We start from the raw sequence: 18,585 nt of genomic DNA, 5'->3' as shown, positions 1-18,585 counted from the left end.
AACGGGTGCCAGGCCGGCGATGCCGGCCAGGCGGCCGGATGTGCCGATGGCGTCCAGGTTGCCGCCGGTGCAGGCGATGAACTCGGCGCCGAGCAGGGTGCCGATGCCGGGCATGCTGGTGATCGCCTCGGCGTGCTCGTGCTCGCGGAACCGGGCCTCGATCGCCGTGTCAATGGCAGCGATCTCCTGGTCCAGGGCCATCAGGGCCCCGGCCAAGGTGTGCACCATGGCCGCGGCGGTCTTCTCTCCTGGGATGACCGTGTGCTGGGCATGTGCCGCCTCAAGCGCGGCGGCAGCCACCGCTTTGGCGTTTCGGACCTTTCGGTTTGCCAGCCAGGGGGCGAGGCGGGCCTCGCCGATTCTGCGGAGGCCGGCGGGTGTCTGGTAGCCAGTCAGCAAGACAAGGGCGGCCTTGGAGGTGCTGTAGTCGAAGGCGCGCTCGAGGGCCGGGAAGTACTCCAGGATCTGGGCGCGCAGACGGTTGATCGCCCGGGTGCGGTCGGCGGCGAGGTCGTAGCGCCGGGCGGTGAGGATCCGCAGGTCGACGGCGATCTCGTCCGGTGTCTGCAGGGGCTGCAGGTCGCGGCGCATGCGGGCCTGGTCGGCGATGACGAAGGCGTCCTTGGCGTCCGTCTTGCCGTCGCCGCGGTAGCTGCCGGAGGCGTGGTGGACGGTGCGACCGGGAATGTAGAGCAGCTTCTGCCCGTGGCCGGCAAGCAGGGCGATCAGCAGGGCGGCACCGCCAGCGTTCAGGTCGATGGCCCAGGTCACCGGCTCGCCCTCACTCAACTCCATGACCTCGCCGATCAGTTCGAGCAAGGGTCCTTCGTCGTTGGCCACCCGCCGTGACAGCCTCCGCCTGCCGTTGGCATCGATCACCGTGCAGTGGTGCTCGGCCTTGCCCGCATCCGTCCCCACCCACAGCTCAGGCATCCGCGCCTCCTCGTCGATCCGTGTCCTGGTCCCTGCAGACGACCACGCCGACGTGTCCCTACGAAGCGATCGAGTTCGCGCATCCCAATGAGTGGCCGTGTCGTCGCGGGGCACCGGGCAGCCAATCAGTGAAAGCCACACCATCGACATGAGCCTTTTGAGCCACACCCGGAGCCCCTGGGCCTCCCGATCGTACGAATGACCGGAACGAACCCACCAAGAAGGTAGGGAGCCTTTTCAGCGATGCAGCGTGCTCTCCATCCGGCAAGGCTGACCTCGCGCTTTTTCACGGCCGACGGAGGCACTGCCTCACAGTCGCCGGACGCGCAGCACGCCGGTCAGCATGGGGAGGGTGAACTCGCCGCGGGCGGTCTCCGGTCGGCTCGCGAGGAATGCGCGGATACGGCCCAGCGTGGCGTCCTGTTCCTCTTCCGGCATCACCAGCACCCCCGCACGCGTCGCGAGGGTCGCGACGAGGGAGTCGGCGGTTCGGCGCTGCCCGTGCGGGAATTCGGCCTGCTCCGGCGAGCCGAACCGGGCGGTCTCGCCGGTCTTCGGAAGGTGCATGCCTGCCGTCTCGGCGCGCCAGGTGGCGGGCGTGTCGCGCGGGCCGACGGCAGCGCTCCCGCCGACCCGCGCCAGCTCGGCCACCCACTCGACCCGGTCGTCCATGACGTTCCACAGGCCGGCCAGGATGCCGTCGGGTGCGAGGACCCTGGCGATCTCAGGTCCCGCGATGGCCATGTCGAACCAGTGCATGGCGTTGCCGGCCAGGACGGCATCGACGGAGGCGGCCGGCAGCGGTATCGCCTCGGCACTCCCCGGCAGGGAACGGACAGCCGGCAGCGAGCGGCGCAGCTCGGTCAGCATTGCGGGGTCGGGCTCGACCGCAATGACCTCCGCTCCCAGCGCGACCAGCGTGGCGGTCAGCTTTCCCGTTCCCGCGCCGAGGTCGAGTACGCGCGGACCGGGCGCGGATTCGAGCGCCCAGCGCACCGCGGCCTGCGCGTAGTCCGGACGGTGCTCGGCGTAGGCGACCGCGGCTGCGCCGAACGACGAGGCGTGCAGCATTCGTTCGTCCTGATCCACACGGTCACGCTAGCGGTGCTGCTGCCAATCGGCCATCGTTCCACTCGTGACGATCGGTCAGTTCTGTTTCCTGGTAGACGCCGTGGCGCGATGGCAGACCGCCAACACCGGCTGGCCGGCCGGTGATGCGTACACGTCAGAAGTCTATGGAAAGGAGTGCTTCTCTTGACCACTCACCTCAGGCACGGTGCCGGCGCGCGAAGGGCGACGGCGATGACGGCGGTGCTGTGCGGCATCGTCGGTGCCACTGCGCTCGGGACGACTCCGGCGGTGGCAGCCGATCAGCATCACCCGATCTACGCCATCGCGCACCGGGTCGACACCCTGGACGGCGTGAACGCCGCGCTCGACCACGGTGGCAACGGCATCGAGATCGACGTGTGTGCCTGGTGGAACCCCAACGAATGGCGCGCCTACCACGACTGTTCCTCGGCCGGCGACAACCGGCTGGGCCCCAGCTTCGACAGCATGATCGACCGCATCGTCTCCAATGCCAACACGGGTCGCCGGCTGGCGCTGGTCTGGCTGGACATCAAGGACCCCAACTACTGCGGAGAACAGCAGAACCGCGGGTGCAGCGTCGCGGGACTGCGCGACAAGGCACAGAGGCTGACGGCTGCCGGGATCCAGGTGCTCTACGGCTTCTACGAGTACCACGGCGGGAGCACCCCGGACGTCGGGGGCAGGGGCTGGAAGAGCCTGGAAGGCAGGCTCGGCCGCCTGGAGGGCATCACGACGACCGGGACCCGCGATCAGGTCCGGAACGCCTTCAGCCGGTCGGGCGCCGGATTCCCGGCCGGTCGCCGGGTGATGGACTACGACGACAGCGACATCACCAAGGGCTTCGGCAACTGCACGGAAGCCGGCTACAACACGTGTGCGGAGCTGAAGAAGGGCGCCGGAGACCGCGCCGCGGGACAGCTCGCGGCCACGCTGTCCTGGACGACCACCTACAACGACCCGTGGTACGTCGACAAACTGCTGGGCGATGCGCATGTGGACGGCATCATCGCGGGCTACGGAGCCTTCACGGGAGTGCGTGAGTACGACGGCAGCTGGCAGTGTGCCAACGCCGTCAACCTCGTCCGTGACTGGGTGAACCGCCACAGCGCCACCCACCGCATGGCCACCAGTGGAGACAGCCTGTTCAGGTAGTGGACGGTCTCGGGCCGGCCCGCACCGCCCTGCGCCCGGCAGGCCAGGACAGGCGCGGGCGGTGGTCGGGCAGACCCACGGCGGGCCCATGGCAGACCCATGGCGGGCCCACGGCAGGGGCCGCCCCTGTCAGGGCACCAGGATGCTGACGGTCTCGACGACGCAGGCCGGCTTGTCGGCGCCCTCCCGTTCGACGGTCACCTTCACCGTCGCCTGGTAGCCACCGCCACCCGGCACGACCGACAGCAGCTCCACCCCGGCGCGCACCTTGGAGTCCACCGGGACGGGTGAGGGGAAACGGAGCTTGTTGGCACCGTAGTTGACGCCCATGGTCAGCCCCTTGACCCGGTACACCTGCCAGATCAGCATCGGCACCAGTGACAGTGTCAGGTAGCCGTGCGCGATCGTGGAGCCGAACGGGCCCTGCGCCGCCTTCGCGGGGTCGACGTGGATCCACTGGTGGTCACCGGTCGCCTCGGCGAAGGTGTCGATCTGCTGCTGGGTCACGGTGTGCCAGTCGGAGTACCCGAGGTGGGTGCCGGCGGCCTGCGCCAGCTCCTCGATGCCCTGGAAGATCCTCATGTGCTCTCTCCTTCGTCTTCTCGGCGGAAGGCCGGGTGTTGGTGATCAGGTCCGGGGTGCGGCCGTGAGCGGCCGGGACAGCCCGGGGACCAGGTCGGCGAGTGCGGCCCGGGTGGTGTCGGCGTCGGTGTGCAGCAGAGCCTGCATGCCGACGGCCCGGGCTCCGAGCACGTTCGGCTCGGCGTCGTCGATGAACAGCACCCGGTCGGAGGGCACGCCGAGCAGGTCCGAGGTGTACCGGTAGATCGGGGCCAGCGGCTTGCGCAGGCCGACCTCGCCGGAGATCACGACGGGATCGAAGAGCGGGTCGATCCGCTCGCGCGGGTAGGTGTTGCCCCAGCTGTTGGACAGCAGGGCCACCCGGATCCCGAGATCACGCAGCTCGCCGGCCAACTCGAACATCGCCTGGTCGGGCCGCATCCCGGCGAACAGGCGGGCGAGGACACCGACAGGGTCGACCGCCGTGCCGTCGACCGTGACCAGTTCGGCGGCGAGCAGTGCGTCGAACTCCTCGATCGTCAGCTCGCCGGTCTCCAGCCGGTGGATCGGAGTGCCGTCCTCGGCGTCGCGGGACAGCCAGGCCCTGAGGGTTCGGGAGAACGACTCCGGCTCGATGCCGTCGGCCTCGAGCCAGGCCGCGATCGAGTGCCGGACCTTGCCGGTGAGGACGCCGCCGTAGTCGAAGACCACGGCATCCACTGTGGTCACGAGAGCCGCTCCAGCACCATCGCCATGCCCTGGCCGCCCCCGACGCACATGGTCTCCAGGCCGAACTGCTTGTCGTGCCACTGCAGCGAGTTGATGAGGGTGCTGGTGATCCGGGCACCGGTCATGCCGAACGGGTGGCCGATGGCGATCGCGCCACCGTTGACGTTGAGCTTCTCCTCCGGCACGCCGAGGTCGCGCGCGGACGGGATGACCTGGGCGGCGAACGCCTCGTTGATCTCGACCAGGTCGATGTCGGCGATGGTCAGGCCGGCACGGGCCAGCGCCTGCTTCGAGGCCTCGACCGGTCCCAGGCCCATGATCTCCGGGGACAGTCCCGAGACGCCGGTGCTGACGATCCGGGCCAGCGGGGTGATGCCGAGTTCCGCCGCCTTCGTGTCCGACATGACGACGAGCGCGGCGGCGCCGTCGTTCAGCGGGCAGCAGTTGCCGGCGGTGACGGTGCCGTCGGGCCGGAACACCGGCTTCAGCCCGGAGACCGCTTCAAGCGTCACCCCGGCGCGCGGGCCGTCGTCCTTGGTCACCAGGCTGCCGTCGGGCAGGGTCACCGGGGTGATGTCGCGCTCCCAGAACCCGTTGGCGATCGCCTTCTCGGCGAGGTTCTGGCTGCGGACGCCGAAGGCGTCCTGGTCGGCGCGGCTGACGCCCTTGAGCTGGGCGACGTTCTCCGCCGTCTGGCCCATCGTGATGTACGCGTCCGGCAGCCATCCCTGAGTGCGCGGGTCGGCCCACGTCCGGCCGCCGGCGGCGAACTGCTCGGTGCGGGCCTCCGCTTCGGCGAACACCGGGTTCTTGGTGTCGGGCAGACCGTCCGCGTTGCCCTGGGTGTAGCGGCTCACGGTCTCCACGCCGGCGGAGATGAACACGTCGCCCTCGCCCGCCCTGATCGCGTGCAGTGCCATCCGGGTGCTCTGCAGGCTGGACGAGCAGTAGCGGTTCACCGTGGTGCCGGGCACCTCGTCCAGCCCCGCGAGGACGGCGACGATCCGAGCCATGTTGAACCCGGACTCCCCGGCCGGCTGTCCGCAGCCGAGCACCAGGTCGTCGATCGTCCTCGGGTCGAGCTGGGGCACCTTGGCGAGGGCGGCCTGGACCATCCGGACGGTGAGCTCGTCGGGGCGCAGGTCTTTCAGTGAGCCCTTGAAGGCCCGGCCGATCGGCGAGCGGGCGGTGGCAACGATGACGGCTTCGGGCATGACGTTCCCTTCGGCACTTACTAAGCGCTTGCTTAGCTCCTCAGGCTGCAGCAGGACGACACCGGCGTCAACCGGTCCGACTCGGCAGGCCGGTGTGGACCACGTCACATGCCAGGCCGCTCGACGCGGCAGTGCCGGGGGTTCGCCGGAGGGGTCCTTCCGCCGCGCGCGGGCATGCGTCAGCTCCGCCGCAGCATGGTTCAACTACGGCGGAGCACTGTGCAGTTGACGTCAGACGCGGAGTGCCTTCTTGAGGATCTTCCCGGTCGGCCCCTTGGGTAGCGCGTCGAGGAGGCGCACCTCGCGCGGGTACTTGTACGCGGCGACCCTGTCCTTGCAGTAGACCGTGATCTCCTCCGGCGTGGCGGACGCGCCCGGCTTCAGCGCGATGTAGGCCAGGACCTCCTCACCGAGCCGTCCGTCGGGCTTGCCGACGACGGCCGCCTCGGCCACGGCCGGATGCGTGAAGAGGACCTCCTCGATCTCGCGCGGGTACACGTTGTAGCCGCCGCGGATGATGAGGTCCTTCTTGCGGTCGACGATGAACAGGTAGCCGTCGTCGTCGGCGTAGCCGAGATCGCCGGTGTGGAACCACCCGTTCCTGAACGCCTCGGCGGTGGCTTCGGGTCGCTTGTAGTAGCCCTTCATGACGTTGTGGCCGCGAATGACGATCTCGCCGATGTGGTCGGGCCCCGGTGGCAGGGGCTCGTCGCTCTCGTCGACCACGCGTACCTGGACGCCCCAGACGGGCTTGCCGATCGAGAGCACCTTCCGGGCCTCGGCGCTGATGTTGAAGGTCGTGGTGCTCGCGGTCTCCGACAGCCCGTAGCCCTCCAGGATCACGACTCCCGGGAACTTCTCCTCGAAGGCGCGGATCACCTCGCCGGGGATCGCGGCTCCGCCGGAGACGCCGACCCGCAGCGAGCCGAGGTCGCGGCCGGCGGTGTCGGCCGACAGCAGCGCGACGTACATGGTGGGAACGCCGGAGAACAGCGTGCAGCGGTGGCGCTCGATGACGTCGAGTACCGACTCCTGGTCGAAGCGGGGCACGAGGGCCATCGTGCCGCCGTAGCGCACGCAGGTGTTGAGGACGCTCGACAGCCCGAAGACGTGGAACAGCGGCAGTACCGCCACGGCGATGTCGTCCTCGCGGAAGCCGAACAGTTCTCCCGCGACGGTGCAGTTCATGTACAGCTGGAAGTGGGTGAGTTCGGCACCCTTCGGCTGACCGGTCGTGCCCGAGGTGTAGAGCAGCGCAGCGGTGTCGTCCGCATCGGTCGGCTCGATGTCGCCGGTGTCCTCCGCGGAGTAGAGCTCGTCGTAGTGGGCCGCGCCCTCCGGCGGCCGGCCGCCGCCCGGTGCGGTGACGACGTACGTCGTCACGCCGTCCACCTGCTGTGCGCCCTTGAGCGCCTCGTCGGCGAAGGACTCGAACGTCACGAGCAGCTTCGCGTCGGAGTCCTCGAGGTGATAGGCGATCTCCGGGGCGCGGAGCAGCGGGTTGAGCGGGACCATCGTCAGCCCGGCCTTGAGGATCCCGAAGTAGGTGAACAGGAACTGCGGCACGTTGGGCAGCTGGACGGCGACCTTGTCGCCGCGCTGCAGCCCGAGGGCGCGGAGGCTGTTCGCGACGCGGCCGGAGACCGTGTCGACCTGCGCGTAGCTGAAGGAGGTGCCGGCGAAGTGGCACAGCGGCTTGTCCGGATGGGCATGGCGTGACTCCCGCAGCATGGTCGCGAGGTTGAAGCTCATGAGGGCACTCCCGATCGGATGGGCGCAGCGTCTGCGGCGAGAGTCGGCTCGTACTCGTGCGTGACCCCTTCCCCGGTGCGCGGGTGGACGCGGAGGGAGGGTGGTGGCCGGGTCGGACGAGGGGCCGCCTCGGCCGACCGGCGTGTGACGGAGGCTACGACCCTCCCACGCGCTAAGCAAGCGCTCAGTCAGTGTTACTAAGCGGTAATTTATGAACGGGAAAGGCCCACAACCGAGCGGTTGATAGGGTCGGCCCATGCGTCGGAGCGAGGGAAGATCAGTGCCCGCCACCACCACGCTCGCGGACGACCTGTGGCCGGACGTCCAACCGGCGACCGCCCGCCGCCTGATGGCGGCCGGTCTGGAGTGCTTCGCCCGGCAGGGCTACCACGCCACCACCACGCGGGACATCTCCGCAGCCGCGGGAATGAGCTCGGCGGCGCTCTACGTCCACTTCCCGTCCAAGGCGGCCCTGCTCTTCGAGATCGTACGGAGCGGGCACGAGCAGATCCTCGCCGTGGTCGACCGGGCCGTCACCGGGGACGGTGACCCGGCGGCGAGAATGCGCCGCCTGGCGGAGGAGTTCACCGAATGGCACGCCCACCGCCACGCCGTGGCGCGCGTCGTGGCGTACGAGCTGCAGTCCCTGCCCGAGGACGACTACCGGGTCGTGGTGGACCTGCGGCGCAGGATCGAGCAACGTGCACAGGACCTCGTCCGCGAGGGGGTCGCGGCCGGCGTGTTCGAGGTCCGGGACGTGCGGGCCGCCAGCCGCGCCGTGCTCTCGCTCGGCATCGACGTCGCGCGCTGGTACGAGGACCGCATGCGCACCTCGCCCAAGGCCCTCGGAGAGCAGTACGCCGACCTCGTCCTCCGTATGCTCGGCGCCGACCCGGCGTAGGGCCGGTTTCCCGCCTCCAGCGGCGTGCACCGCCTCACCGGGGCCGGATCTGCTCCGGGTGGTAGCCGGTGAGCAGCAGGGCGATGTCGTCCGAACGGTGCGGCGAGCGCCGGGCCTTCCGCAGGAGTTGATCGGCGAGTTCGTCGAGGCTCCCGGCACGGGCGTGCGCCAGCGACGCCCGCAGGTCGTCGATGCCCAGATCGATGTCGCTGCCGCGTTCCTCGACGAGGCCGTCGGTGTAGAGGGCGAGGACCGACCCGCGGGGAAGGTCCAGCCGGGTCTCCGGATAGGTGCTGGTGCGGTCGACGCCGAGGAGCGGTCCGCCCGCCAGCTCCAGCACGTCGGTGCTGCCGTCGGGACGGCGCAGCAGCGGTGGGCAGTGCCCGGCGCGGACGGCGTAGGCGTGGTCGCTGCCCGGCTCGATGCGGATGTAGCAGCAACTGGCGAGCAGCCCGGGACCGAGGTCGACCAGTAGCCGGTTGGTTCCGGCCAGGACGGCACTGGGTCGATGGCCGGCCGTGGCGAAGGCCCGGACGGCGCTGCGCAGTTGGCCCATGGTGCCGGCTGCGGCCACGCTGTGGCCCTCGACGTCCCCGACGACCAGGGCCACGCCGTCCTCCGTGGGGATCACGTCGTACCAGTCGCCGCCGATGTCCATTCCGCTGGTGCCGGGCAGGTACCGGCCGGTGGTGCGGATGCCCGGCAGGACGGGCAGGCGGTGGGGCAGCAGCGCGTTCTGCAGGCCGTGGGCGAGGGCGGACTTCGCGTCGTAGAGACGGGCGCGTTCGAGGGCCTGCGCGATCAGACCGCTGAGCGCGGTCAGGATGCCGCGGTCCTTGGTGGTGAAGTGGTGGATCTCGTCGAAGCCGAGGATGCAGGTGCCGACGGGACGGTTGGAGGCGATCAGCGGCAGGTAGGCCCAGGCTCCGACGCCTTCCGTGGAGAGGGCCGGACGGGCGTCGGCGAGATCCTGCCGGGACTCGATGAACAGGGGCACGCCGGAGGTCAGTGCCTCCGTTCCGGGCAGCGGGGTGTCGAGCGGTTTGCCCTCCAGCCAGTGCAGGAAACGGTCGTGGTGGCCGGTGTGGAAGAGCAGGTGCAGACGGCGTTCGTCGATCACGTAGATGGCCAGGTGCTGCCCGCCGAAGGCCGGCAGGAGCTGGTCGCCGACGACGTTGCACACCTCCTCCGTGGTGACCGCCTCGGTCAGTGCGCTGCCCAGCTGCAGCACGCGGTAGATGGCGCCCAGGCGCGCGGGCGCCGCCCGGGCCGTCGGCGGGCCGGGCGTGGGATGCCCGGGCCCGGAACCGGACGACGCGGTGGACGATTCCCCGGACTCCACCGTCGGCCCGGAGACCTCCGACGGCGGGTGCGGCGGCCCGGAAGGCGCCACCCTGCCGGTCACCCCGTTCGCGTCCGGGTGGAGGGAGAAGGCGAGCCACTGGTCCGGCGGGCGGCAGACCAGAAAGGTGGTGGGCTGCTGCGAGAACAGCGCGGCTCGGTGCCGGTCCTCGTAGGCGGGATCGGACAGCCACGGCAGGACCTCCCACAGGCGGCGGCCGAGCAGCTCCCGGACGCCCGCCCCGAGCAGCCGCTCCAGGCTGCGATTGGCGTAGGTGACCCGCCCGTCCGGGGCGAGGGAGAAGAGTCCGTCCCGGAGCCGCTCCACCGCGGTGACGGCTGCTGCGCCGGCCGCGGCGTCGAGCACACAACCGACCAGGTGATTCCGCAGCTCCTCCCCGGTTGCCTCCGGTACGCGGCCCCACAGTTCGACGGTGCGGTACCCGTCGGCGGCGCGGATGCGCAGTCGGCGGGCGAGCACCCTGCCGTCCGCGACGGCCGCGCGGGCCGTGGCCCGGAGCGAGACCCGGTCGCCCGGGTGGAGCCGGGAGGCCAGCGTGTCGGCCCGCCCGTCGAACGCGCCGGGCGCCAGACCGAAGATCGCGCACAGCTCGTCGTCGGCGACCACGACCCCGGTGTCCAGCCGCCAGTCGAACAGGCCGACCCGTACGGCCGGCGCGGTGGGAGCCGGGACCTCGATGGGCACCGTCGCGGCGTCGTAGTCGAAGGCACCCCCGCGGGCCCGGAGGTCGGCGAGGGCGGCGCCGAGCCGGTTGGCGATGGCCCGCAGATGGCGGAGCTGGACCCTGGACAGCCCCGAGTGCCCGGGTGGCGCCGACCACACCACGGCCATGGCGCCCAGGCTCTCCCGCCCGGCCCTGACCGGCACCGACGCCGAGCCGAACGCGTACGGCAGGGCCATCGCGAGCTGGGGATAGCGTCGCATCGTCTCGTCGGCGTCGGCCAGATGGACCGTCCGCCCCGACCGGTAGGCCGCCGCCACCGGAATGGGGCTGTTGACCGGGACGAGCCGCCAGCCACCGAGCAGGGCCGGCGAGGCGCCGCAGGTCGCGGCCAGCACGATCGAACGGTTGTCCCGGGACCGGAGAAAGACGCTCCCGACATGGCCGCCGGTCTCCCTGACGGCCTTGACCACGGCCGCCACCAGGGCGTCCTCGTGCTCCGCTCTCACACCGTCGGCCTCCCCGGCCTCGGCTGCCCGGACGGGACGGCCGGCACCCGTCGTGGCGCCCGCGCCCGGGGAGGTGGCCGTGTCGCTCCCGACGCGTGGCCTCGCTCGCTCCACCGGGCCGTGCCGATCCATGCCTCCCGATCTACGTCCGGCTGACCGTGTTGTCAAGGCGGACGCGGTGGTGACCGGGGAAGGACTGCCAGCCCGGGAGCGCCCACGGTGCCGGTGTCCTGCGCGGACCGGTGGACCGGAACCGCCCGCTGACCTTCAGCGACCCTGTCAGTTCGGGGTGGGCCAGGTCCGGAGGAGCCTGCGGGCGGCTCCGCTGTTTCCGAGCTGGTAGACGGCGACGGCGGCCGGGCGGACGGTGAAGGCGTCGAACGGCTCGGCCTCGATGGTCCTGAGGTCGTCGAGGGTGGCGAAGCCGACGGTGATGTGGGCGGTGTACCGGTCGGGCCCGATCTGGGCGGGGACGTAACCGTCGACCCAGTCGAGGGTGCTCTGGCTGATGCCCTCGCCGGGGTCGGTGATGAAGGCGGCGGCCGTGCCGCCGGACTCGGTGAACGGGGAGATCGCAGCCAGCAGCGCGGCCTGGAAGTCGAGGACCTGCGGGCCGGGGCGCAGGAGGATGACCGGGAGGCCCTGGCCGGGCACGCCCCAGTCGGCGTGTCCGATGGCGACGGCCCGGTAGGAGAGGGCTGTGGTGTCGGTCGCGGCCAGGGTCCGGTGGACGGCGTCGTACGCGTCGTCCAGGTCTGCTGTCCGGACGTAGCGCTGGAGGGTGGTGATGTGCGGCTGGTGGAGGCGTCCAGGGCGAAGCCGTCCGGGACGCTCTCGCGCATCCGGTCGTTCCAGGCGTGGGCGTGCCGCAGGGTCGTCTCGTCCGGGTTGACGAGCACGTCGACGGCGGTCAGGTCGTTCAACGCGAAATCTCCTCGTCAGAACAGGGTCGTCCAGTCGCTTTTCATGCTCACCACGGCCCAGCCGAGCTGTTCGGCCGTGGCGAGCGAGGCCTCGGCGCCCTTGGTGTAGGCGTACTCGCGCTGGTCGTCGTCGTGGCGGACGAGCAGGGCGAACGCGGCGCTCTTGAGCATCTCGATGTCGACGTCGGCGTTGCCGCCCGCGAAGGCGGGCAGCCGGCCGGTGTGGGCGAAGATGTGCTCCGGCTTGCCCGGCCCCAGATCCAGGCTGCCAAGGAACTCGCGGGAACGGACGATCCTGCCGTCGGTGTAGGTGTAGGCGGCCGCCGAGCCGATGACGTTCTCCTTCGGGATCCCCCAGGTGTCCTCGGCGAACACGCGCATGAAGTCGCGGCCGCCGCCCGAGCACACGAACACCCGGAACTCGTTCGCCCGCAGGAGGTCGAACAGTTCCAGCATCGGCCGGTAGACCAGCTCCACGTACGGGACGCCGAACCGCGGGTCCCGCACCGTCCTGGTCCACTCCCGCACCCGGGCGTCGAACTCCTCGGGCGTCGTGCCCGCCCACGACCGGGCGAACGCCTCCAACAGGGTCGACACCGCCTCGGGTTCCTGCGTCGCCAGGCCCTCGAAGAACCCCTGGTCCCGCTGCACGAGCGCTTTGTACGGCTGCCGCGCGGCGAGCGAAGGGTCGGCCTTCACCTCCTCCTCCCAGGTGCGGAACACGAAGTCGAACTGCGGCGGCAGCGGCTGCTCGACCCAGAGCGTGCCGTCGTTGTCGAACGTGGCGACCCGGTCGGCCGGCTCGACGAACGCCGCCCCCGGTGTCGTCGCCTTGTGCACGTAGTCCAGGACCGCCTGCCTGGCCGGGCCCTCGTTCCAGCTCGCCAGCACCTGCTCGGTCTCGGGCCACTCCTCGGCTCGGCGGTCGCGTCGTCCTCGGACGGCGACTCGATGGCGTTCGTGAGGCCATCGTCGCTCCGGACGGCAGCGGGTGCCGTCCGGACGGGCCTGTCCCGTCGGCGCGGAGGCCCTCAGAGCGGGGCGGTCGGCGTGCCGCCGCCGTCGGCCGGGGGGTCCGGGAGCCGCATGCCCCGCCGGTTGAGTTCGCGGAGCATCGACGGGAGGCCTTCGCCCAGTTCGGTCAGTTCATAGCCGGGCGAGGCGGCACCCTGCAGTGCGGACTCGAGGACGACGCCGGCGGCACACAGTTCCCGTAGCTGTCCCTGGACGGCGTCCAGGTCCTCTCCGAGGGGCCCCGGCGCGAGGTCGGTCAGGAGCCTGGGGCCCAGGACCAGCGCACGGATGATCGGGAGCGCCCAGGGGTGGGAGATGACCGCCAGCGCACGGTGCACCGCCATGTCGGCGCCGGGCTGGTCGGTGCCCGGCGCCGGCGGCGCGAGTGCGGGCTGCCGGGGGTACGCCGCGGCGGGCCGAGGTGTGGGTGGCGGTGGCGCGGCGTACCACCGTGCACCGCTTCCTGCCGTGGCGAACCATGCAGCCGAGCGCCGCAGGGTCAGCAGGACGAAGACCGCGGTGCACCCCACGACGGCGAGGGCCGAGCTCAGATAGACGGAGTCGTACGACCACGGCGGGTAGATCTCGGTGATGCCGGGGAACATGTCCCGGTACTGCCCCTGACCCTGACCCATACTCTCCCTGAGCTGCCGAGACTCTGCTTCGATCTGGTGCAGAGTGGCCTGGGACGTCATGGTCAGAATGCCCCGGGCCGTGGCCAGCAGCGCGAGCAACCCGACGACGACGAGTGCCGTGACGCGGGCCCGTGGCCTGGGCAACCGGATGGCGAGCGCCAGACCGACCAGCGCCGCGGCGACGGCCACCAGAAGTCCGACCACGATGACGGTCGGCGCCACGGCGGTGTCCGGAAGACGGGGGAAGGCCACGGTGACTCCGTACTGGGCGACCTGCTGCTGCAAGCGGGCCTCGTACGTGTCGAGCCAATGCACCATGGCCCGGTACGTCAGGATCTCGACGACGGTACCCGCGATCGCGAGCAGCGCCATGCAAAGGAGGACGGCCACGGCTGCCGTGACGGCGACCGGCCGGCGTGCCTGCCGGAGCGGCGGCGGTGCGGGCAGGTAGCCGGGCGGAGCCGCAGGAGGGCTCGGCAGAGGTGCGGGCGGTATCGCTGCGGGAAGGCCGGGCGGAGGCGGTATCGGCGCGGACTTGCGCGCCGACAGAGTGAGAGCGGCGATCGTCAGCAGCAGCATCCCGATGGCCACGATCCTGGTCATGCCGCCGTACCAGGGCACGGCGTCATTGGTGCCGACGGCGAGCAGGACGACGCCGAAGCAGACGGACAGCCCTCCGGTGACCCAGGTCAGTACCCGGCCCCGGTGAATTCCCCGCCCGTCGAGGTAGGCCGGCAGCAGGCAGACGGCACCGAACACGATCGCGGCCAGCCCGAACGCGACCTGCCCGAACGTGGCGCGGTCGCCCGCCGCGCCGTCGGCCGCCCGTTGGCTCTGATAGTCACTCAACTCGGGAACGGCGAAGAACGCACCGACCGCGGCGACCAGGGCCAGCGCCGCCACCCCGGCGAACAGGAAGCTCCCGGCGACCTCGGTGGCCGGACGCGGTGGCGACGGTCTCATCGTCCTCGTGGTCATCGGTCAGACCTCCGTCGGTGCGAGCGCCCGGCGGCGGCGCAGCAGTGCTCCACCCCCCACGAGCCAGGCGATCAGTGGCAGGGGCACGAGCGCGTAGAACAGCGGGTTCGAGGTCGCCGGCGCCGGCCTGGCGTAGGCCTCGGGCAGCGGCTTGGAGCTGGTCAGGCCGCCGAGCCACACCTCGTTCCCCACCCCGCTCGGGCCGTAGAGCGCGTCGTGTGCCGAGGCCGCCGCCGCCGGGTGATCCTTGGCGAACGCGTCGGCGCTCAGCCGGTTCTGGTAGATCCGGCTGAAGTCCACCCCGCCGTAGACGTAGGTGTGGGTGCGGACGGTGTCGCCCTGCGCGGTGGTGTGCGTGACGTTGAACTCGCCGTTCTTGTAGGACTGGACGTACCGGTCGAAGACCTCACGGGGTGTCCAGGGCTGCCGGGAGGTCCAGCGGCCGATGTCGCCCTTGCCGATGAGGTCGGAGTACGCGGTGTGCTTGGTGGCACTGCGCTGGCGGAACCACTCGGCGGCGACCCGGCTGGCGTAGACCCGGCGCAGGTCGGCGAACTCGGGCGCGTGGTTCACCGCGTCCTGGACCTGCGGCAGGATCGTCGTGCGGTACACGGTCTCGTTGTACCGAGTGGTGGCCTTGTCCTGCTGGGTGCATCCGGCGGCGCCCCCGACGCCCTGGGTCTTGATGACGTCCGTCTCCATCTTCACCAGCAGCGGCGCGTCCAGGATGTAGAGCTCGGCACCGTTGTCGCGGACGGTGGCCGTGTCGGGCACGATCCACTGCCGCATGGACAGACACTTGGTGTCGCCCTGCAGGGAGCCCCAGTACGTCCGGCCGCCCGGGGTGTCCGGGTGGATGAACGTCGCGACCAGCTTCTTCATCGCCAGGTCGGCCTCCAGCAGCACCCGTCCGGCGTCGGTCCTGCCGAACCGTGCGTCGATGATCCGGTCGGGCTCGTCCGGATTGAGGTTGACGGTGAAGGCGGACGGCGGCAGCTCCAGCCAGACGAAGAACGAGTCCGAGGCGAGCCGGGCCGCGCGTCGTCCACCGAAGGACTGCTCGTCGGTGGTCGGCTTGTCGGCCTTGAAGGCGTACTGCACGCCGGACCCGTTGTGGTAGGTGTCGGAGACGTAGCGCAGCTGGAGCGTGGAGAAGTCGACGCCGCCGAGGTCGGGTTGGGTGGTCGACGAGGTGTCACCGCCCTCGGCGGCGAGCTCCTCGTCCTGCCAGTCCTGGATCAACCCTGCCTGGATCGCGTCCTGCAGTGAGTCGGCCGAGGCCTCCACTGCCTCGTCCATCGGGCTGTCGGCCGGCATCTGGCCGGGCGCGGCCAGCACCTGCGGTGTGGCCGCGTCGCCGGCCGGCCCGCCGGAGGGCCCGGGGGTGACCGGGGTGACCGGGGCACCGCCCGTGTCCTGGGTCGGTGGTGGCGTGCCGCCCCCGGACTTCGGTGTCACCTTCTGTCCGATCGCCGGAAAGTACCGGACGTCGGTCTGGACACCGAACTGTGCCGCCAGACCGCGGATCATGGTGTCCGATTTCTCGGTGGGTTCCTCGCCGAACACGACGATCAGCCGGCAGCCGGTCGCCTTGGCGATTTTCATCAGGTCCTCGAACTGCTTCCTGCCCTCCTTGGTGTTGACGTTCTTGCCGGACTTCATCTCCAGGATGACCTTGAGTCTGTCGAAGTCCGCGGCGTCGAGCGGGCGGTCCGCCTTGTTGAGGCCCAGACCCGAGAGGAGCGGCAGTTTGTCCCTGGGCACCCTCTTGTTGAACTGCCACTCGCCTGCCTTGAGAAGCTTCTCCTTCTCGATGTACTCCTGACGGACCAGCTGTTCGAACGCCTCGCCCTTGCGCCTGCTGTCGGCCGCGTTCACGTACCCCGCGCGCCACACCGTCCAGTCCGCGACCCCGCTGCCCTCCTTCTGGATCTTCCAGTGCGCGTACATGAAGTCCAGGGAGCCCCAGGTGTACTGCTTGGGGATGCCGATGCCTTGCAGCACCTGGTCCGAGGGCATGGGGACGTCGTCGAGCACGTCGGGCTCGCGGAAGACCTTCGTCGCGAACACGGTCCGGAACTTCTCCCAGGCCAGGCCCTTCTTGTCGTACGCCTTCCAACGGGCGAGCATGTGCTCCCGTGTGCCGTGTGCGTAGAGTTCCTTGGGCCCGATCGGGAGCAGGTCCGCCGCCTTGGGCTCGGGAACGGTGTTCAGTGCGTCGGCGCTGTCGTACCGGTACACACTCGTGGGGTACGTGGGCCCGTCCCGCTCGGTGCCCGGGAGTGGGAAGGCCGACGCCGCCAGCGCAGGCAGGCCGGCCGAGCCGATCAGGACGACCAGGCCCAGGGCGGCTCCGACGGCGAGCATGCGGATCCGGAGGAGCGCGAGAGGCATCACCACCCGGCGATTGTCCGGTCACGATCAATGATGGTCAAGTGCGCCTTCGCGGCGGCTACTTCGGCCGCCGGGCCGGCTCACCCGGGTCGGTCACCCACGGCCGGGCCGGGCGTCGATCGGGACGGTTTCGGCGTCGGCTCCGGCGTCGGCCTTGATGCCGTTGTGCTCGGGCGTCCGGTTCGGCAGGACGGCGAGCACGAGGACGGTGGCGGCGGCCATGATGATCCCGCCGACCAGGCTGGTGTGCGCGACGGCGTCGGCGAAGGCGTGGTTCGCGGCGGACACCAGGGCCCGGGCCTGCTCGGGCCCGACCTGCGGGTCCCGGGCCATGCTCCGGGCGACCGCGAGGGCGCCGCCGATGGAGTCCGTGGCCGTCTCCAGTGCGGCTGCGGGCAGCCGGTCGCCCACCGTGTCGGTGAGGTTGGCGCGGAAGCCGGTGCTGAGCACGGAGCCGAGGACGGCGATGCCGAGGGCGCCGCCGAGCTCCAGCGCGGTGTCGTTGGCGCCACCGCCGACGCCGAGCCGGCTCTCAGGGAACGCCTCCATGATGGTGTCCGTGCAGGGGGAGACGCTGAGGCCGATGGCGAAGCCGAGCATGGCGAGCGGTGCGAGGAAGTCGGTGTAGGTGGAGCCGGTGTCGATGCGGGTCAGCAGCAGGACGCTGGCGGTGCCGATGGCCATGCCGGCCACGACCATCGACTTCATGCCGAGCCGCGGGGTCAGGACGCCGGTCAGTGCGGCGCCGACGAAGACCGCGCCGGCCAGCGGGAGCAGGCGGACACCGGTGGCGAGCGGGCCGTAGCCGAGGACGAACTGCAGGTGCTGGGTGGCGTAGTAGATGGCGCCGAACGTCCCGAAGAAGAACATCAGGACGGCGATCATGGCGCCGGTGAAGGCGCGGGAGCGGAACGTGCGGACGTCGAGGATCGGGTGCGGATGGTGCAGTTCCCAGCCGACGAAGGCAAGCAGTCCGGCGCCGGATATGACGGCGGCGGAGACCGGCCCGACGCCCCAGCCGAAGTGCGGGCCTTCGATGATGGCGTACACGAGGGACCCGACCGACACGATGGACAGCAGCCCGCCGACGAGGTCGAGCCGGCCCATGTCCGTCGCCCTCGACGGTGGCACCAGGACCAGTGCCGCGGCGATCGCGACTGCGGCGATCGGGACGTTGATCAGGAACGTCGAGCCCCAGGCGTGCTTCTCCAGCAGCCAGCCGGCCAGCAGCGGGCCGAGCGCGATGGCCAGGCCGGAGGTGGCGGTCCAGGCGGTGATCGCCCTGGCGCGTTCGTGGCGGGGGAAGGTTGCGACGAGCAGCGACAGGGTGGCCGGCATGATCACGGCGGCGCCGGTGCCCATCGCGGCGCGGGCGGCGATCACGGCGTTCGCATCGTGCACCAGACTGCCCATCACCGAGCCGGCGCCGAAGACCGCCAGGCCGGTGATCAGGGCCCCGCGTCGGCTGTACTTGTCGCCGACGGCGCCCAGGACGAGCATCAGCGCGGCGTAGGGGACGGTGTAGGCGTCGATGACCCACTGCAGTTGGCTGCTGTCCAGGCCCAGGTCACGGGTCATGTCGGGGGCGGCGACGATGAGCGAGGTGTTGGCCATCACCACGATCAGCAGGCTCAGGCAGAGCACCAGTAGTGCCCACCTGCGTCGGGGGTACGGGCGGGACATCCGGGCCACGGGTGTGGAGGCGATCAGGGGCATGGCAGGTCCTTTGCGGAGCGGGGGTGGATCCCGTACTTGCTCACTCGTGTGCAGGTTA

The 18,585-nt window shown here is 70.8% G+C and carries 14 protein-coding genes; 2 read left to right on the top strand and 12 right to left on the bottom strand.

What is annotated here, in order from left to right:
• Together AB0P35_RS09330 and AB0P35_RS09325 are read right to left on the bottom strand one after the other, a co-directional pair.
• Positions 1 to 933: IS110 family transposase (locus tag AB0P35_RS09330; protein ID WP_363508567.1), on the bottom strand; the 933-nt coding region annotated here is incomplete at its 3' end.
• Positions 934 to 1,242: 309 nt separating this feature from the next.
• Positions 1,243 to 2,022 carry a class I SAM-dependent methyltransferase gene (locus tag AB0P35_RS09325; protein ID WP_363508564.1) on the bottom strand — a complete coding sequence of 260 codons (780 nt, stop codon included), beginning with the start codon at positions 2,020 to 2,022 and terminating at the stop codon, positions 1,243 to 1,245.
• 165 nt (positions 2,023 to 2,187) lie between these two features.
• Between AB0P35_RS09325 and AB0P35_RS09320 the strand changes: the two genes are divergently transcribed.
• On the top strand, positions 2,188 to 3,177 hold the full coding sequence (locus AB0P35_RS09320) for a phospholipase (protein ID WP_363508562.1): 990 nt from the start codon (positions 2,188 to 2,190) through the stop codon (positions 3,175 to 3,177).
• A gap of 129 nt (positions 3,178 to 3,306) precedes the next feature.
• On the opposite strand, the gene AB0P35_RS09315 is transcribed toward AB0P35_RS09320, so the two are convergent.
• The 4 genes from AB0P35_RS09315 to AB0P35_RS09300 all read right to left on the bottom strand — a co-directional run bounded on the left by AB0P35_RS09315 (position 3,307) and on the right by AB0P35_RS09300 (position 7,433).
• Entirely contained in the window at positions 3,307 to 3,759 is a 453-nt protein-coding gene (locus AB0P35_RS09315; RefSeq protein WP_363508559.1) for a MaoC family dehydratase, read from the bottom strand.
• 45 nt (positions 3,760 to 3,804) lie between these two features.
• Complete coding sequence (locus AB0P35_RS09310; protein ID WP_363508556.1) at positions 3,805 to 4,467, bottom strand: HAD family phosphatase; 663 nt, start codon at positions 4,465 to 4,467, stop codon at positions 3,805 to 3,807.
• Complete coding sequence (locus AB0P35_RS09305; RefSeq protein ID WP_363508553.1) at positions 4,464 to 5,681, bottom strand: acetyl-CoA C-acetyltransferase; 1,218 nt, start codon at positions 5,679 to 5,681, stop codon at positions 4,464 to 4,466. Before AB0P35_RS09305 ends, AB0P35_RS09310 begins: the two co-directional genes overlap by 4 nt.
• 231 nt (positions 5,682 to 5,912) lie before the next feature.
• Positions 5,913 to 7,433 carry a long-chain fatty acid--CoA ligase gene (locus tag AB0P35_RS09300; RefSeq protein WP_363508550.1) on the bottom strand — a complete coding sequence of 507 codons (1,521 nt, stop codon included), beginning with the start codon at positions 7,431 to 7,433 and terminating at the stop codon, positions 5,913 to 5,915.
• A 280-nt stretch (positions 7,434 to 7,713) separates the two neighbouring features.
• Between AB0P35_RS09300 and AB0P35_RS09295 the strand changes: the two genes are divergently transcribed.
• A complete protein-coding gene (locus AB0P35_RS09295; RefSeq protein ID WP_257019400.1) occupies positions 7,714 to 8,334 on the top strand; it encodes a TetR/AcrR family transcriptional regulator in 621 nt (206 codons plus the stop codon).
• Between the two features lie 34 nt (positions 8,335 to 8,368).
• On the opposite strand, the gene AB0P35_RS09290 is transcribed toward AB0P35_RS09295, so the two are convergent.
• From AB0P35_RS09290 to AB0P35_RS09265, 6 genes are all read right to left on the bottom strand, one after another.
• The gene (locus AB0P35_RS09290) at positions 8,369 to 10,867 is read right to left on the bottom strand and encodes a SpoIIE family protein phosphatase (RefSeq protein WP_363508547.1); all 2,499 of its coding nucleotides are present in this window, start codon (positions 10,865 to 10,867) and stop codon (positions 8,369 to 8,371) included.
• Positions 10,868 to 11,146: 279 nt separating this feature from the next.
• Positions 11,147 to 11,521, bottom strand: coding sequence for a hypothetical protein (locus AB0P35_RS09285; protein ID WP_363508544.1), 375 nt, complete (start codon positions 11,519 to 11,521; stop codon positions 11,147 to 11,149).
• Positions 11,522 to 11,805: 284 nt separating this feature from the next.
• Positions 11,806 to 12,681: an HAD family hydrolase gene (locus AB0P35_RS09280; protein WP_363508541.1), complete on the bottom strand. Its 876-nt coding sequence runs from the start codon at positions 12,679 to 12,681 to the stop codon at positions 11,806 to 11,808.
• 140 nt (positions 12,682 to 12,821) lie between these two features.
• A complete protein-coding gene (locus AB0P35_RS09275; RefSeq protein WP_363508538.1) occupies positions 12,822 to 14,417 on the bottom strand; it encodes a hypothetical protein in 1,596 nt (531 codons plus the stop codon).
• Positions 14,418 to 14,420: 3 nt separating this feature from the next.
• A complete protein-coding gene (locus AB0P35_RS09270) occupies positions 14,421 to 16,817 on the bottom strand; it encodes a hypothetical protein (protein ID WP_363508535.1) in 2,397 nt (798 codons plus the stop codon).
• 87 nt (positions 16,818 to 16,904) lie between these two features.
• A complete protein-coding gene (locus AB0P35_RS09265) occupies positions 16,905 to 18,527 on the bottom strand; it encodes an MFS transporter (protein WP_363508532.1) in 1,623 nt (540 codons plus the stop codon).
• Positions 18,528 to 18,585: the final 58 nt, after the last annotated feature.

Origin of the sequence: Kitasatospora sp. NPDC085879 (genome assembly GCF_040686255.1) — a bacterium.
Classification (GTDB): Bacteria; Actinomycetota; Actinomycetes; order Streptomycetales; family Streptomycetaceae; genus Kitasatospora.
Note: the sequence above shows the minus strand (reverse complement) of the source record. Positions and strands in the feature narration are given on the sequence as shown.